This is a genomic window from Actinomycetospora aeridis, from assembly GCF_037400275.1.
In the GTDB taxonomy this organism is placed as follows: domain Bacteria; phylum Actinomycetota; class Actinomycetes; order Mycobacteriales; family Pseudonocardiaceae; genus Actinomycetospora; species Actinomycetospora aeridis.
On record NZ_JBBEGL010000005.1, the window covers coordinates 385,033 to 400,863 of the forward strand.

The window sequence follows — 15,831 nt, forward strand, 5'->3', positions numbered from 1 at the left end:
CGTTGCGCCGTCCGGACCGGCGCGTCCCGTAGGTTCGGTGCCCGTGAACAGCACCGTGACGCACGCGGTGGACGCGGACTTCCTCGCCCTGCCCCACGCGGCGCTCGCCGACGCCGCCCTCGACGCCGCCCGGCGCGGCGGGGCGCAGCACGCCGACCTGCGCGTCCACCGCCTGCGCAGCCAGCACCTCGAGCTGCGCGACGGGCGCGTCGTCGTGGCCGCCGACCAGGAGACCGTCGGCCTGGCGGTGCGGGTGCTGCGCGACGGGGTGTGGGGGTTCGCCGCGCACGTCGACCTCACCCCCGAGACGGCCGCGGCGACCGCGCGCCGCGCCCTCGAGGTGTCCGGCACGCTCGCCGCGCTCGCGACCGAGCGCGTGACGCTGGCCGCCGAGCCCGTGCACGCCGGCGTCACCTGGGTCTCGCCCTACGACGTCGACCCGTGGGCCGTCGACGTCGCCGACAAGATCGGCCTGCTGACGGAGCGGTCGACCGGCCTGCTCGCCGCGCCCGGCGTCGACCACGTCGCCGCGAGCTGCATGCAGGTCAAGGAGCAGACCTTCTACGCTGACACCGCGGGCACCACGACGACGCAGCAGCGCGTGCGCGTCGACCCGGACGTCACCATCACCACCGTCGACCGGGCCGGCGGCGGCTTCGAGACGCTGCGCACCCTCGCCCCGCCGACCGGGCGCGGCTGGGAGTACCTCACCGGCACGGGGTGGGACTGGGACGGCGAGCTCGCGGCGCTGCCCGAGCTGCTCGCGGAGAAGGTGGCAGCCCCGAGCGTCGAGGCCGGGCCGACCGACCTCGTCATCGACCCGACCAACCTGTGGCTCGTCATCCACGAGTCGATCGGGCACGCCACCGAGTACGACCGGGCGATCGGCTATGAGGCCGCCTACGCGGGCACGAGCTTCGCCACCCCGGACAAGCTCGGCACCCTGCGCTACGGCAGCGACGTCCTCACCGTCACCGGCGACCGCACCGTCCCGCACGGTCTCGCGAGCGTCGGGTACGACGACGACGGCGTCGCGGCCCAGGACTTCGACCTCGTCCGCGACGGGGTGCTCGTCGGCTACCAGGTCGACCGGTCGTTCGCGCCGCGTCTGGGACTCGAGCGCTCCAACGGCTGCGCGTACGCCGACTCCGCTGAGCACGTGCCGCTGCAGCGGATGGCGAACGTGTCGCTGCGCGCCGACCCGGACACCGACCGGTCCACCGCGGCGCTCATCGACGGCGTCGAGGACGGCCTCTACATCGTCGGCGACCGCTCCTGGTCGATCGACATGCAGCGCTACAACTTCCAGTTCACCGGCCAGCAGTTCCACCGCATCCGCGGCGGCAAGCTGGTCGGCCAGGTGCGCGACGTCGCCTACCAGGCGACGACCACGGACTTCTGGGGCTCGCTGGAGGCCGTCGGGGGGCGCTCGACGTGGCGGCTCGGCGGGGCGTTCAACTGCGGCAAGGCCCAGCCCGGACAGGTCGCGCCGGTCAGCCACGGGTGCCCCTCGGCGCTCCTGCGGCAGGTCACCGTCCTCAACACCGGGAGCGGGTCGTGAGCGCGCCCGGGTCCGCGCTCGTGGAGCGCACGCTCGCGATCGCCGCGACGCAGGTGCCCGACGCGGGGGCCGTCGCGATGGTCCGCGAGGTGTCCGAGGCCGTCGTGCGCTGGGCGAACTCGACGCTGACCACCAACGGTCAGACCGTCGAGCGGCGGCTCTCGGTGATCATGCTCGTGCCGCTGGAGGGCGGGACGGGCGCCGGCGTCGCGACCGTCCCGGCGCCCACCGCGCTCGCGGCGGGCCCGGAGGGCGACGCCGTGATCGCCGAGGCCGTGGGCGGCGCCGTGCAGGCCGCCCGCCGGGCCGGTCCCGCCCGCGACGCCGCTCCGCTCCCGTCGTCCACGGACGGCGGTCCGGGCGACTGGGACGAGGAGGCCGGCGCCACCTCGATGGCCGTGTTCGGGCGCCTGGCCGAGGAGCTCGGCGCCTCGTTCCGCCCCGACGAGGCGTCCTACGGGTTCGCCGACCACCGCGTCACGACGACCTGGCTCGCCACGTCCGCCGGGGTACGCCGCCGTTGGGTCGAGCCCGGCGGGTCGGTGGAGCTCAACCTCAAGGACCCCGCCACCGGCACGTCGGTGTGGGGCGGCGAGGGCGCCACCGACGTCGGGACCGTGGACGTCACCGCGCTGGTCGGGCGCCTGCGCGACCGGCTGCCGTGGGGCCGGCGGTGGATCGACCTGCCCGCGGGACGCTACGAGACGATCCTGCCGCCGTCGGCGGTGTCCGACCTGATGATCTACCTGGCCTGGTCGATGGGTGGGCGGCCGGCGCAGGAGGGCCGTTCGGCGTTCTCGCGGGCCGGCGGCACGCGCGTCGGCGAACGTCTCGGTCCGCTGCCGCTGACGCTCGCCGGCGACCCGTCCGCGCCCGGCTACCCGGACCTCGCCTACACCCCGGTGCTCGCGACGACGTACTCCGGGGACGAGGTGTCGGTGTTCGACAACGGGGCGACCACCGGGCGGGTCGAGTGGGTGCGTGACGGCGAGGTGGCGACGCTCGCCTACTCGCGGGCCGCCGCCACCGAGTACGACGCCCCGTTCGCCGCACCCACCGACAACCTCGTGCTCACCGGCGGGGAGGAGGCGACGCTCGAGGAGATGGTGGCCACCACCGAGCGCGGCCTGCTGCTGACCTGCCTCTGGTACATCCGCGAGGTCGACCCGTCGACGCTGCTGCTCACGGGCCTGACGCGCGACGGCGTCTACCTCGTCGAGCGGGGCGAGATCGTCGGCGAGGTCAACAACTTCCGCTTCAACGAGTCGCCGCTCGACCTCCTGCGCCGGGCCACCGAGGCCGGCACCACCGAGCGGACCCTGCCGCGGGAGTGGAAGGACTGGTTCACCCGCGCCGCCATGCCCCCGCTGCGCGTCCCCGACTTCCACATGACCTCGGTGTCGCCGGGCCGCTGAGGTATGTGAGCGGACTTCGGGGCTATAGCACCGAAGTTCACTCACATAGGAGCGCACACTGGAGGGCGTGGTCAGGTCGTTGATGCGGTACTCCGCGCCGCAGGAGGCGTGGGAGGCCGACGTCCCCGTCCGCGGCGACGTCCCCGCGCTCGCGACGCTGATCGCCGAGGGCGGGGCGCTCGTGCTGTCCGGCGCGGGCATCTCCACCGACTCCGGCATCCCCGACTACCGCGGCCCGACGAGCGCCGCGCGGCGCCACGCCCCCATGACCTACGAGGCCTTCGTCGGCGACCCCGTCGCCCGGCACCGGTACTGGGCGCGCAGCCACGTCGGCTGGGCGCAGATGGCCGGCGCACGCCCCAACGACGGTCACCGCGCCGTCGCGGCGCTCCAGCGCGCGGGCCTGGTCAGCGGCGTGATCACCCAGAACGTGGACGGGCTGCACCAGGCCGCGGGCGCCCGCGACGTCGTCGAGCTGCACGGGGCGCTCGACCGCGTCGTGTGCCTCGGGTGCCGCGCGACGCCGGCGCGCACGGAGATCCAGCGGCGCCTCGAGGCGCTGAACCCCGGCTTCGACGCGCGGGCCGTCGCGATCAACCCCGACGGCGACGCCGAGCTCCCCGACGCCGAGCTCGACCGCTTCACGATGACGGCCTGCCCGGCGTGCGGTGACGGTCCGTTGAAGCCGGACGTGGTCTTCTTCGGTGAGTCGGTGCCCCGCCCGCGTGTCGACCACTGCTTCTCACTCGTGGACCGGGCACGATCACTGGTGGTCCTCGGCTCGTCGCTGACGGTGATGTCCGGGCTCCGCTTCGTCCACGCGGCGTCGCGGCGCGGGCTGCCCGTGGCCGTCGTGACCAGCGGTCCGAGCCGTGCGGACGGTGTGGCGGACATCCGGCTGACCGAGGCGCTCGGGGACGTCCTGCCAGGGGTGCTGGACACCCTGCGTTTGCTCGATCGGGCCTGAATCGTTCAGCTTGATCGTGGAAGTGAGGCCCCCGACAGCGCTCGGCGGTGTCGTTCTCACGAAGTCTCGTTAACGTCGAGTACCACCGACGGAGTATTCGACCGGGCACGGCGCCGTGCCCGGCGATGACTCCTTTCCCGAGGCGACCGGGGCCGCTTCGCGGTCCGCGGCGTTCCGGCGAGCGAGCCAGCGACCGAGGAGACGCATGACTGCTGTTCCGACCATCCGAGGACTCGAGAACCCGCCGATCCGCCGCCGCGAGGTGATCGACTGGGTGGCCGAGGTCGCCGAGCTCACCACGCCGGACCAGGTCGTGTGGTGCGACGGGTCCCAGGACGAGTGGGACCGGCTGACCAAGGAGCTCGTCGCCGCCGGCACGTACACGCAGCTCGACCCGGAGAAGAAGCCGAACTCGTTCTACGCCGCCTCCGACCCCGACGACGTCGCGCGGGTCGAGGAGCGCACCTTCATCTGCTCGGTCGACGAGGCCGACGCGGGGGTCACCAACAACTGGATGGACCCGGCCGAGATGAAGGCCGTCATGACCGAGCTGTACCGCGGGTGCATGGCCGGTCGCACGATGTACGTGATCCCGTTCTGCATGGGCCCGGTGAACGCCGAGCACCCCAAGCTGGGCGTCGAGATCTCCGACTCGGCCTACGTCGTCACCTCGATGCACATCATGACCCGCATGGGCCCCGAGGTGACGAAGCGCCTCGACGAGGGCGACACCGAGTGGGTCCCGGCGCTGCACTCGGTCGGCGCGCCTCTCGAGCCCGGCCAGCAGGACGTGAAGTGGCCGTGCAACGAGACGAAGTACATCAGCCACTTCCCCGACACCCGTGAGATCTGGAGCTTCGGGTCCGGGTACGGCGGCAACGCGCTGCTGGGCAAGAAGTGCTACTCGCTGCGCATCGCCTCGGCGATGGCCCGCGACGAGGGCTGGCTCGCCGAGCACATGCTCATCCTCAAGCTGATCAGCCCGGAGGAGAAGGCGTACTACATCGCGGCCGCCTTCCCGTCGGCCTGCGGCAAGACCAACCTCGCGATGCTCCAGCCCACGATCCCGGGCTGGCGCGCCGAGACCGTCGGTGACGACATCGCCTGGATGCGCTTCGGCGCCGACGGCCGGCTCTACGCGGTCAACCCCGAGTTCGGGTTCTTCGGCGTGGCGCCCGGGACGAACTGGAAGACCAACCCGAACGCGATGCGCACCATCGAGCAGGGCAACGCCCTGTTCACCAACGTCGCGCTCACCGACGACGGCGATGTCTGGTGGGAGGGGCTGGAGGGCGACCCCGAGCACCTCACCGCCTGGACGGGCGACGACTGGACGCCCGGGTCGGCGAAGCCGGCCGCGCACCCGAACTCGCGCTACACCGTGCCGATCTCGCAGTGCCCCGTCGTCGCGCCCGAGTGGGACGACCCGCAGGGCGTGCCGATCTCGGCGATCCTGTTCGGCGGCCGCCGCAAGACGACGATCCCGCTGGTCACCGAGTCGTTCGACTGGCAGCACGGCACCTTCATGGGCGCCACGATGTCGAGCGAGATGACGGCCGCGGCCAAGGGCGGCAAGGGCCAGGTCCGCCGCGACCCGATGGCGATGCTGCCCTTCCTCGGCTACACCGTCGCCGACTACTTCCAGCACTGGGTGGACACCGGCAAGAACGCCGACGCCACGAAGCTGCCGCGGATCTTCTACGTCAACTGGTTCCGCCGCGGCGAGGACAACCGCTTCCTGTGGCCCGGGTTCGGCGAGAACAGCCGCGTCCTCAAGTGGATCATCGAGCGGATCGAGGGCAAGGCCGCCGCCACCGAGACGCCGATCGGCCACGTGCCGGGCGCCGACCAGATCGACGTCGACGGCCTGTCCGAGCCGATCGAGGACATCGAAGCGTCGCTGCGCTTCGACGCCGACGAGTGGCGCGAGGAGCTGCCGCTCATCGAGGAGTGGTTCGCCAAGATCGGCGAGAAGCTGCCGACCTCGATGCGCGACGAGCTCGAGGCGCTCAAGCAGCGCCTCGACGCCGGCTGACCGACCCCACGACGAACGAACGGCGCCGTCGCTGCTCCCGAAGCAGCGAAGGCGCCGTTCGTGTTTCCGGGGTCGGCGCACCGAGGCGCGCCCGGGAGGGCCAACTCACTCGCCTGTCCGTCGCAAGCGCTTCACCGGGACGTCACGCCGGGCTTACCATCGCTCGGCTCTGCGTGAGGAGCTGTCGACGAGGAGGTCAGACGATGACGACGTCCGCCCCACCCCCGGGGGAGCCCGCGAACGCGCCGGACGAGACGTCGCCACCGCCGACCGGCTGGACCGACGTCCGGTTCCGGTGGATCAACCTGCTGCTGCTGATCCCGCTCGTCTCGATCCTGCCGTTCCTGTTCAACACCGAGGAGCCGACGCTCGGCGGGCTGCCGTTCTTCTACTGGTTCCAGCTGCTCGTCATCCCGATCGGCATCCTCTGCACGCTCGCGGTCCACCGCCTGACCCGCCACGTCGACGAGGAGGGCGACCGGTGAACGGCACGCAGACGACCGAGCTGGTCATCTTCACGCTGCTCTTCCTCGCCGTGGCGGTCATGGGCTTCATGGCGAGCCGGTGGCGCCGGGCGGCCGACCTCGAGCACCTCGACGAGTGGGGCCTCGGCGGGCGCAAGTTCGGCTCCTGGGTGACGTGGTTCCTGCTGGGCGGGGACCTCTACACCGCGTACACGTTCGTCGCGATCCCCGCGCTGCTGTTCTCCTCGGGCGCGCTGGGCTTCTACGCGGTGCCCTACACCATCATCGCGTTCCCGCTGGTCATGCTGCCGCTGCTGCGCCTGTGGTCGGTCTCGCGGGTGCACGGCTACGTGACGCCCGCCGACTTCGTGCGCGGCCGGTACGACTCGCCGATCCTCGCGCTGCTCATCGCCCTGACCGGGATCGTCGCGACGATGCCCTACATCGCGCTGCAGCTCGCGGGCCTCGAGGCCGTGCTGCGCACCATCGGGCTCAACGGCTCCGGGTTCTGGGGGCACGCCCCGCTGTTCGTCGCGTTCGTCGTCCTCGCCGCCTACACCTACCAGTCGGGGCTGCGGGCGCCGGCGCTGATCGCGGTGGTCAAGGACCTGCTGATCTACATCGTCATCCTCGTCGCGATCATCTACCTGCCGCTCAAGCTCGGCGGCTGGTCGGCGATCTTCGACGCGGGCCAGGCGAAGCTCTCGCAGCCGTCGCCCAGCACCGGGCAGCCGGCGGGCTCGACGCTGCTGACCGCGAACAACCAGCTCCAGTACGCCACGCTCGCCCTGGGCAGCGCGCTGGCGCTGTTCCTCTATCCGCACTCGGTGACCGGCGTGCTCTCCAGCCAGAGCCGCGGCACCATCCGACGGAACATGGCGGCACTGCCGGCGTACTCGTTCCTGCTCGCCCTGCTGGCGCTGCTCGGCTACGTGGCGATCGCGGCCGGCGTGAAGCCGATCGTCAACGGCTCCACCGGGCGGGCGGACTCGAACACGATCGTCCCGGTGCTGTTCGACAACCAGTTCCCGGCGTGGTTCGCGGGCATCGCCTTCGCCGCGATCGGCATCGGCGCGCTCGTCCCAGCGGCGATCATGTCGATCGCCGCGGCGAACCTGTGGACCCGCAACATCTACAAGGAGTTCCTGCGCCGCGACGCCACGCCGCGCGAGGAGGCCCGTCAGGCGAAGCTCGCGTCGCTGGTGGTCAAGGTCGGCGCCGTGCTGTTCATCGTGCTGATCGACCCGCAGTTCTCGGTCGACCTCCAGCTGATCGGCGGCGTGATCATCCTGATGACCCTGCCCGCCGTCGCCATCGCGCTCTACACCCGCTGGTTCCACCGCTGGGCGCTGGTCGCCGGCTGGGTGGCCGGCATGGCCTGGGGGATGTACCTGCTCTACCAGATCCCCAACCCTTCCAACGGCAAGCAGCACTTCGGCGGCTCCGCGCTCGCCCTGGACAAGCTGTCGTTCTTCGGCTGGGCGCCCTGGGACGGCTCGCGGGTGCAGATCTACGTCGGGTTCGTCGCGCTGATCCTCAACCTCGTCGTCGCGGTCGTCGCCACGCTGGTGCTGCGGGCGACGGGCGTGGCCGAGGGCCGCGACCACACCCGCGTCTCGGACTACCACGCGACACGCGTCTCCGAGGAGACGAAGCCGGAGGCCGTGGCGAGCACGTAATACTCCTGCGCATGACCCCCGCGGGCACCCTCGCCGACGTCTCGCCCTCGCTGGCCGCCGCCCTGCGTGTCGGCGGGTTCGACGACACCCTGGGCGTCGGCGAGGCCCGCGGGGTGGCGCTGCTGCTGGTCGACGGGCTCGGCGCCGAGCTGCTCGACGCCCACGCCGACCGGGCGCCGGCGCTGGCCGAGCTCGCGGCGCGGGGACGCACGCTGACCGCCGGCTTCCCGGCGACGACGGCGGTCAGCATCGCGAGCCTCGGCACCGGCCTGCCCTCGGGCGAGCACGGGATCGTCGGCTACAGCATGGGCGTGCCGCCGCTCGACGACCCCGACGCGCCCGCCGACCTCGTCCTCAACACGCTGCGCTGGTGCGCGCACGGCGCCACCGACCCCGTCGACCTGCGCCGCGAGCTCCCGCCCGAGCAGGTCCAGGCCGCGCCGACGGTGCTGGAGCGCGTGGCGCGGGCCGGCGTCGCGGTCACGACCGTCGCGCCGGAGATCCAGCGCCGCTCGGGGCTGACCCGGGCGGCGCTGCGCGGCGGGCGGTTCCACGGGGTGTCGGCGCTGGGCGACCTCGGCGCGGAGGTCCTCGACGCCCTGACCACGGACTCCGCCGAGGAACGCACCTTCTGCTACGCCTACCACGGCGACCTCGACATGATCGGGCACCAGCACGGCCCGGGGAGCCGGCCCTGGCGCCTCCAGCTCGCCGTGGTCGACCGGCTCGTCGCCGCGATCGCCGAGGACCTGCCGTCCGACACCGTCCTCGCCGTCGTCGCCGACCACGGCATGATCGGCACCGACGCCGGCTGGCGCATCGACATCGACACCACCCCGGCCCTGCTCGGCGGCGTGCGCCGACTGGCCGGCGAGGCCCGCGTGCGGCACGTGTTCGTCGCCGACGGCGCCCTCGACGACGTCGCCGCGGCGTGGCGCGAGGAGCTGGGCGACGCCGCCTGGGTACGCACCCGCGACGAGGCGATCGCGCAGGGATGGTTCGGGAGCGGGGTCACCGACGCCGCGCGCGGGCGGATCGGCGACGTCGTCGCGGCCGCGACGGGCAGCTGGACGCTGGTGCGCTCGCGAATCGAGCCGATGGAGACCGGGCTCGTCGGGCACCACGGCTCGCTCACCGACGCCGAGCAGCACGTGCCCTTCGCGCTCGCCCGCGGTACGTGAGCACTTTCCGGGCCCATGGGCCCGGAAAGTGCTCACATGGGGGTCGCCAGCGGCAGGTGCGCGAGCACGCGGCCGCCGTCGGGCGTCGCACCGGCCTCGAGCGTGCCGCCGAGCTGGGCGAGCCGCTCGCGCATCGAGGTCAGGCCGACGCCGGGGGTCCACGCCGCGCCGGAGCACCCGTCGTCGGTGACGAGGAGCTCGAGGGTCCCGTCCTCGCGGCGGACCGCCACCCGCGCCCGGCTCGCCCCGGCGTGGCGCACGACGTTGAGCACGGCCTCGGACACCACCCGGTAGGCCGCGACCTCCACGGCGGCGGGCAGCGCGCCGACCGCGTCCGCCTCGACCGTCACCGTCGGTCCGGCCGCGTCCTGGGTGACCCGGTCGGCCTGCTGCCGTACGGCGGCGACGAGCCCGAGCTGGTCGAGCACCGGGGGCCGCAGGTCGTGCACCAGGCGGCGCACCTCGGCGATCGCGCCGCCGACGTCCTCGCGCAGCGCGACCAGCAGCTCGGCGGTCCGCTCCGGGCGGGCGTCGAGCACGTTGCGCGCCGCGTCCGCGGTGTAGCCGACGCCCGCGAGCACCGGACCCAGGCCGTCGTGCAGGTCGCGGCGCAGGCGGCGGCGTTCCTCCTCCGCGGCGAGGACGACGAGGCGGCGCGACTCCTGCAGCTCGTCGGCGAGCCGGGCGCTCTGCAGCGCGCGGGCCAGCGGTCCGGCCACGAGGCGCAGCACCTCGCCGGTGGCGCGCGGCAGCTCGCGGTGGTGCTCGGGCAGCCCGACGAGAAGGTCACCGATGTGCTCGTCGCCCGCGTGCAGCGCGATCGTCGTGGTCGGGCCGCCCGGGTGTCCCGAGGTCACGACGACCTCGTCCTCGTGACGCACGGCCACCCAGGGCAGATCGACCGAGGCACGCAGGGCGTCCAGCCACTGCTGGGGCCCGCCGCCGCGGCGGAACTCGTCGCCCAGCGACGACACCACGCCGACCGGGTCGGGGCGGCCGCCGAACAGGACCTGGTCGAGGGTCTCGCGCACGCGCACCAGCGCGGGGTGGAAGACCGCCGCGACGACGACACACACGACCGACGCCACGCTGCGCGAGGGCGGGCGCCCGGTGAGCGCCTCCAGGGTCGCCAGCGTGCCGGCGAAGACCCCCAGCGCGAGGTCGACCATCACGATGACGACCGCGACGCCGGAGATCGCGCGCCGGACGTCGGTGACCCGGGGCGCCACCAGCGCGACCACCAGGCCCACCGGTACGCCGAGCCCGCACAGCAGGACGCCCGTGAGCAGCGCAGTCTCGACGGGCGATCCGACGAACTGCTCGGCGGCGAAGATCAGGTGGCCGCCGACGACCACGGCACTCCCGGCGCCCAGGAGCACCCAGAGGATCCGCTCGCGGTCGAGGTCGCGGGACCGCTCGAAGCGCGCCCACACCGCGCCGGCGGCGACGGTGCACAGCAGCACCCCGGCCGGGAGGGCGACGGACTGGACGGGGGCGACCACGATCGCGAGCCCACCCGCCCCGATCACCGCGGCCGCGACGTGGTCGGTGAGGTGCTCGAGCCGCCCGGTCGGAAAGGTGATCACCAGCCCGGGCACGAGCAGCGGGAGCACGGCGGCGAGCACCCGCAGCTCGACGCCGACCAGCCCGGGGTCGCGGTCGACGGCGGCCTCCGCCAGCGCCAGGACGAGCAGCGCCGCGCCGGTCACGGTCATCCAGGCCGCCGGGCCCCGGGCCCCGCCGCGCCGGCGCACCACCGCGGCGCCCGCCAGCCCGGCCGCACCGAGCACCAGCGCGCCGACCGTCCAGGCCGCGCCCGTGCCCGTCACCGGCGGGCGGACCACCGCCGCCGCGGCGGTCCCCAGCACCGCCGCGCCGGCGGCGAGCTCGCCGGCCCTCATCCCAGCCCGCCCCGGCGGGCGGCGGCCACCGCCTCGGCGCGGGTCCCGACGCCGAGCTTCACGAGGATCGCCGACACGTGGTTGCCGACGGTCTTGGCGGCGAGCCCGAGCTCGGCGGCGATCGCCCCGTTGCGCCGGCCCTGCGCCATCGCCGCGAGGACGTCGCGCTCGCGGGGGGTGAGGTCGGGGAACGGCACCGAGGGCGTCGTGAGCCGCGCGAGCACGTGCCGGGCCGCCCCCGGTGCCACGATCATCTCGCCCGCGACGACGGCGTGGACCGCCCGCCGGATCTCCTCCTGGTCGGCCCCTTTGAGAAGGTAGCCGCGCGCCCCCGCCTGCAGGGCGGCGACCACCGTCTCGTCGTCGTCGTGCATGGTCAGGACGAGCACCGCGACGCCCGGGGTCGCCGCCGCGATCCGCCTGCTCGCCTCGACCCCGTCGAGGTCGGGCATCCGGATGTCCATCAGCACGACGTCCGGGGCGAGCAGCTGGGCCTCCCGGACCGCCTCACGCCCCGTTGCGGCCTGCCCGACGACCTCGACGCCGTCGACCGACTCGAGCAGCGCTGCGAGCCCCCGCCGCACGACGGGGTGGTCGTCGGCGAGCACCACGCGGATCGACGGGCTGGTCACGCGCCTGATCGTGACACTTCGTGGTCACGGTGTCCCCGTTCTCCGGCGCCCGGTTCACCCGGGAAGACGCCCGGTCGCGCCGGGACAGCGACCGTTGTGACCGGGCGTGCCGGCGCGCACGCTCGTCACGTCACGCCGTCGGGCACCTCGGATCACGGAGCACCGCCATGAGCACCCTCACCACCCGCGCCAAGGTCGGATTCTGGCTGGCGGTCGTCCTCGCCGTCCTCGACGTCATCGCGCTGCTCACGCCGTCACCGCCCGACGGCCAGGGCCCGCCCCTCGAGGTGCTGGTCTTCAGCACGGTGATGGGAGTGGCGACGCTGGCCGGCGCCGGATGGTTCGCGCGCACGGGCCGGCGTGCCGCCCTCCGGATCATGGCCGCGTCGCGGATCCTCTCGGGCCTCACGGCTCTCCCGGCGTTCTTCGTGCCCGACGTCCCGCCGCTGTTCGTGGCCTGGGGAGCGGCCACCGTGGTGCTGACGATCGTTGCCGTCGTGCTGCTGATGAGCCGCGCGCGCTCCCAGGTGCCCGCGGACGCCTGACCCCGCACGGATCGAGGGACGCCCTCGCTGCCTCCGACGCAGCGAAGGCGTCCCTCGCTGCGCGTCCCTAGACTCCGCGGTCGATGAGCGACCAGCCCGACGACGCCGTGCGCGACCTCGCGAGCAGGGTGTTCGACCTCGCCCGCGACGGCGACGCGGCATCGCTGGCCGAGTACGTCGACGCCGGCGTCCCGGTGAACCTGACCAACGAGAAGGGCGACACCCTCCTCATGCTCGCCGCCTACCACGGGCACGTCGACGCGGTGACCGCGCTGATCGCCCGCGGCGCCGACGTCGACCGGCTCAACGACCGCGGTCAGGCACCCGTCGCCGGGGCGGTGTTCAAGGGCGAGGACGCCGTGGTGCGCGCCCTGGTCGCGGCCGGCGCCGACCCGCACGCCGGGCATCCGACCGCCGTCGACACGGCGCGGATGTTCGAGCGCGAGGATCTCCTGGCGATCCTCACAGCGCCTTGATGATGTCCTCCACGCGCACCCGTGCGTCGCCGAAGATCATCGAGGTGTTCTCGCGGAAGAACAGCGGGTTCTGCACGCCCGCGTAGCCCACGGCCATCGAGCGCTTGAACACCACGACGTCCTTGGACTCCCACACCCGCAGCACCGGCATGCCGGCGATCGGGCTGGCCGGGTCCTCCATCGCCGCCGGGTTGACGGTGTCGTTGGCGCCGATGACGAGCACGACGCTGGTCGAGGCCAGGTCGTCGTTGATCTCGTCCATCTCGAGCACGATGTCGTAGGGCACCTTGGCCTCGGCGAGCAGCACGTTCATGTGCCCGGGCAGGCGCCCCGCCACCGGGTGGATGCCGAAGCGGACCTCGACCCCGCGCTCCTGGAGGCGCCGGGTGAGGTCGGCGACCGGGTACTGCGCCTGCGCGACCGCCATGCCGTAGCCGGGCACGATCACGACCGAGGAGGCGTCGCCGAGCATCGCGGCGACCTCGTCGGCGGTGACCTCGCGGTGCTCGCCCTCCACCGCCGCCGCCGTCCCCGACTCGACGCCGAACCCGCCCGCGATGACCGAGAGGAACGAGCGGTTCATCGCCTGGCACATGACGTAGGACAGGTACGCACCGGACGAGCCGACCAGCGCGCCCGTGACGATCAGCAGGGTGTTGTCGAGCAGGAAGCCCGACGCCGCGGCCGCCCAGCCCGAGTAGCTGTTGAGCATCGACACGACGACGGGCATGTCGCCGCCGCCGATCGAGGCGACCAGGTGCCAGCCCAGCGCCAGCGCGACCGCGGTGATCGCGATCATGAGGCCGAGCGAGGGCGCGACGGTGAACCCGACGGTCAGCGCCGCGAAGGCGACCAGCGCGCCGAGGTTGAGGGCGTTCTTGCCCGGCAGGGTCAACGGGCGGGACTTCATCCGCCCCGAGAGCTTCCCGTAGGCGACGATCGAGCCGGTGAAGGTCACGGCGCCGATGAACACGCCGATGCCGACCTCGACGGAGTGGATGCCGAGCAGTTCGGGGGCCACCGTCGTCTGGGTCGGGCCAGCCTGGAACTCCCCTTGGCCGGCCTCGACCTCGAGGTAGCCGTTCCACCCGACCAGCACCGCGGCGAGGCCGACGAAGCTGTGCAGCAGCGCGATGAGCTCGGGCATGCCGGTCATCTCGACGACCCGGGCGCGCCACAGGCCGATGCCGCCGCCGACGACCATGGCGACGGCGAGCAGCGCGACCGCGCCGGCGCTGACGGAGTCGGCCACCATCACCACGGTCGCGACCAGCGCGACGGCCATGCCGGCGATGCCGTAGGCGACGCCGGAGCGCGCGGTCTCGTGACGCGAGAGCCCGGCGAGGCTCATGACGGTGAGCAGGGCGGCGACGATGTACGCGGCGGTGGCCGCGGCCTGGACGCTCACTGCGCGGGCCCCTTCGTGAACATGGCCAGCATGCGGCGCGTCACCGCGAAGCCGCCGACGATGTTGATGCTGGCCAGCAGCACCGCGACGAACGCGAGCACCGAGACCACGACGCCGTGCTGCCCGAACTGCAGCAGCGCCCCGACGACCACGACGCCGGAGATCGCGTTGGTGACCGACATCAGCGGCGTGTGCAGGGCGTGGTGGACCTTGCCGATCACGTAGTAGCCGATGACGACGGCGAGCACGAACACCGTGAGGTTGGTGGCGAGCTCCGCGGGCGCGAAGGCCGTCGCGACGAACAGCAGCGCGAACGCGGCCGCGACGAGCCCGTAGCGCCGGGCCGGCGACACCGGTCGCTTCGGCTCGACGACGGGCGTCGACGCGACCGGCTCCACGGGCACGGCCGGCGCCGCCGACACCGGGATCGGCGGGGGCGGCCAGAGCACGTCGCCGTGGTGGGTCACCGTCATCGACCGGATGACGACGTCCTCGAGGTCGAGGACCAGCTCGCCGTCCTTGCCGGGCACCAGCAGCTTCATGAGGTTGAGCAGGTTGGTGCCGTAGAGCTGGGAGGCCTGGGCGGGCAGGCGGGCGGCGAGGTCGGTGTCGCCGACGATGGTCACGCCGTTCTCGGTGACGACGACCTCGTCGGCGACCGAGCCCTCGACGTTGCCGCCCTGCCCGGCGGCCATGTCCACGATCACGCTGCCGGGCTTCATGCTCGCGACGTCGGTGGCCGAGAGCAGGCGCGGCGCCGGCCGGCCCGGGATGAGGGCGGTGGTGACGACGACGTCGACGTCGACGGCCTGCTCGGTGTAGATCTCCGCCGCGCGGGCGTCGTAGGCCTCGGAGGTGGCGCGGGCGTAGCCGTCGGTGCTCGCCTCCTGCTCGACCTCGACCGCGAGGAACTCCCCGCCCAGCGAGCGGACCTGCTCGGCGACTTCGGGGCGGGGATCGGTGGCCCGCACGACCGCGCCGAGGCTCGACGCGGCGCCGATCGCGGCGAGGCCGGCGACGCCCGCCCCGGCGACGAGCACCGTCGCCGGCGGGACCTTGCCCGCGGCCGTGACCTGGCCGGTGAAGAAGCGCCCGAAGCGGTGGGCGGCCTCGAGGACCGCACGGTAGCCCGCGATGTTCGCCATCGAGCTGAGCACGTCGAGCGACTGGGCACGGGAGATGCGCGGCACGGCGTCGGTGGCGAGCACCGTCAGCCCGCGCGCGGCGAGGTCCTCGAGCACCGCGGGGTTGCGGGCCGGCCCGACCATCGCGACGAGCGTCGTCCCCGCCGCCATGCGGTCGAGGCGTCCGGCGTCGGGGGTCCGGAGCGCGAACACCACGTCGGCCGACCACGGGTCGCCGAGCTCGGCACCCGCCGCGACATAGTCCGCGTCGGGGAAGCTCGCGTGCTCCCCCGCTCCCGGCTCGACGACGACCGTCGCCCCCAGGTTGATCAGACCCACCACGGTGGCCGGGGTCGCGGCCACCCGGGTCTCGTGCTCCCCGGCCTCCCGGGGCACACCGATGCGCACGGTCGTGCTCCCTACTTCCCCGCCACCGGCGCCGT

The 15,831-nt window shown here is 73.5% G+C and carries 13 protein-coding genes; 9 read left to right on the plus strand and 4 right to left on the minus strand.

Translation table 11 applies throughout. From position 1 onward, the window contains the following. Positions 1–43 precede the first annotated feature (43 nt). The 7 genes from WCD41_RS20010 to WCD41_RS20040 all read left to right on the plus strand — a co-directional run bounded on the left by WCD41_RS20010 (position 44) and on the right by WCD41_RS20040 (position 9,302). Entirely contained in the window at positions 44–1,561 is a 1,518-nt protein-coding gene (locus tag WCD41_RS20010; RefSeq protein WP_337715602.1) for a TldD/PmbA family protein, read from the plus strand. Continuing rightward, complete coding sequence (locus tag WCD41_RS20015; protein ID WP_337715605.1) at positions 1,558–2,976, plus strand: metallopeptidase TldD-related protein; 1,419 nt, start codon at positions 1,558–1,560, stop codon at positions 2,974–2,976. Before WCD41_RS20010 ends, WCD41_RS20015 begins: the two co-directional genes overlap by 4 nt. Positions 2,977–3,058: 82 nt before the next feature. After that, positions 3,059–3,943: an NAD-dependent protein deacetylase gene (locus WCD41_RS20020; protein ID WP_337716093.1), complete on the plus strand. Its 885-nt coding sequence runs from the start codon at positions 3,059–3,061 to the stop codon at positions 3,941–3,943. Between the two features lie 205 nt (positions 3,944–4,148). Next, positions 4,149–5,978, plus strand: a complete 1,830-nt coding sequence (locus WCD41_RS20025; protein WP_337715607.1) for a phosphoenolpyruvate carboxykinase (GTP) — start codon at positions 4,149–4,151, stop codon at positions 5,976–5,978. A gap of 203 nt (positions 5,979–6,181) precedes the next feature. Then, complete coding sequence (locus WCD41_RS20030) at positions 6,182–6,463, plus strand: DUF3311 domain-containing protein (RefSeq protein ID WP_337715608.1); 282 nt, start codon at positions 6,182–6,184, stop codon at positions 6,461–6,463. Next, positions 6,460–8,121: a monocarboxylate uptake permease MctP gene (gene mctP / locus WCD41_RS20035; protein WP_373695160.1), complete on the plus strand. Its 1,662-nt coding sequence runs from the start codon at positions 6,460–6,462 to the stop codon at positions 8,119–8,121. The genes WCD41_RS20030 and mctP overlap by 4 nt, the downstream gene beginning before the upstream one ends. Before the next feature lie 11 nt (positions 8,122–8,132). Beyond that, positions 8,133–9,302, plus strand: coding sequence for an alkaline phosphatase family protein (locus WCD41_RS20040; protein ID WP_337715610.1), 1,170 nt, complete (start codon positions 8,133–8,135; stop codon positions 9,300–9,302). Positions 9,303–9,334: 32 nt separating this feature from the next. Here the strand turns inward: WCD41_RS20040 and WCD41_RS20045 are convergent, their stop codons facing one another. Further along, positions 9,335–11,203 carry a sensor histidine kinase gene (locus tag WCD41_RS20045; RefSeq protein WP_337715612.1) on the minus strand — a complete coding sequence of 623 codons (1,869 nt, stop codon included), beginning with the start codon at positions 11,201–11,203 and terminating at the stop codon, positions 9,335–9,337. Beyond that, complete coding sequence (locus WCD41_RS20050) at positions 11,200–11,835, minus strand: response regulator (RefSeq protein ID WP_337715614.1); 636 nt, start codon at positions 11,833–11,835, stop codon at positions 11,200–11,202. Before WCD41_RS20050 ends, WCD41_RS20045 begins: the two co-directional genes overlap by 4 nt. Before the next feature lie 167 nt (positions 11,836–12,002). Here WCD41_RS20050 and WCD41_RS20055 point away from each other — a divergent pair, with 167 nt between their 5' ends. Further along, on the plus strand, positions 12,003–12,380 hold the full coding sequence (locus WCD41_RS20055) for a hypothetical protein (protein WP_337715616.1): 378 nt from the start codon (positions 12,003–12,005) through the stop codon (positions 12,378–12,380). Between the two features lie 83 nt (positions 12,381–12,463). Continuing rightward, on the plus strand, positions 12,464–12,856 hold the full coding sequence (locus tag WCD41_RS20060) for an ankyrin repeat domain-containing protein (protein WP_337715617.1): 393 nt from the start codon (positions 12,464–12,466) through the stop codon (positions 12,854–12,856). Here the strand turns inward: WCD41_RS20060 and pntB are convergent. Both pntB and WCD41_RS20070 read right to left on the minus strand, forming a co-directional pair. Then, positions 12,843–14,264 carry a Re/Si-specific NAD(P)(+) transhydrogenase subunit beta gene (gene pntB / locus WCD41_RS20065; protein ID WP_337715619.1) on the minus strand — a complete coding sequence of 474 codons (1,422 nt, stop codon included), beginning with the start codon at positions 14,262–14,264 and terminating at the stop codon, positions 12,843–12,845. The genes WCD41_RS20060 and pntB overlap by 14 nt on opposite strands. Beyond that, positions 14,261–15,796 carry a Re/Si-specific NAD(P)(+) transhydrogenase subunit alpha gene (locus WCD41_RS20070; protein WP_337715621.1) on the minus strand — a complete coding sequence of 512 codons (1,536 nt, stop codon included), beginning with the start codon at positions 15,794–15,796 and terminating at the stop codon, positions 14,261–14,263. The genes pntB and WCD41_RS20070 overlap by 4 nt, the downstream gene beginning before the upstream one ends. Positions 15,797–15,831 lie beyond the last annotated feature (35 nt).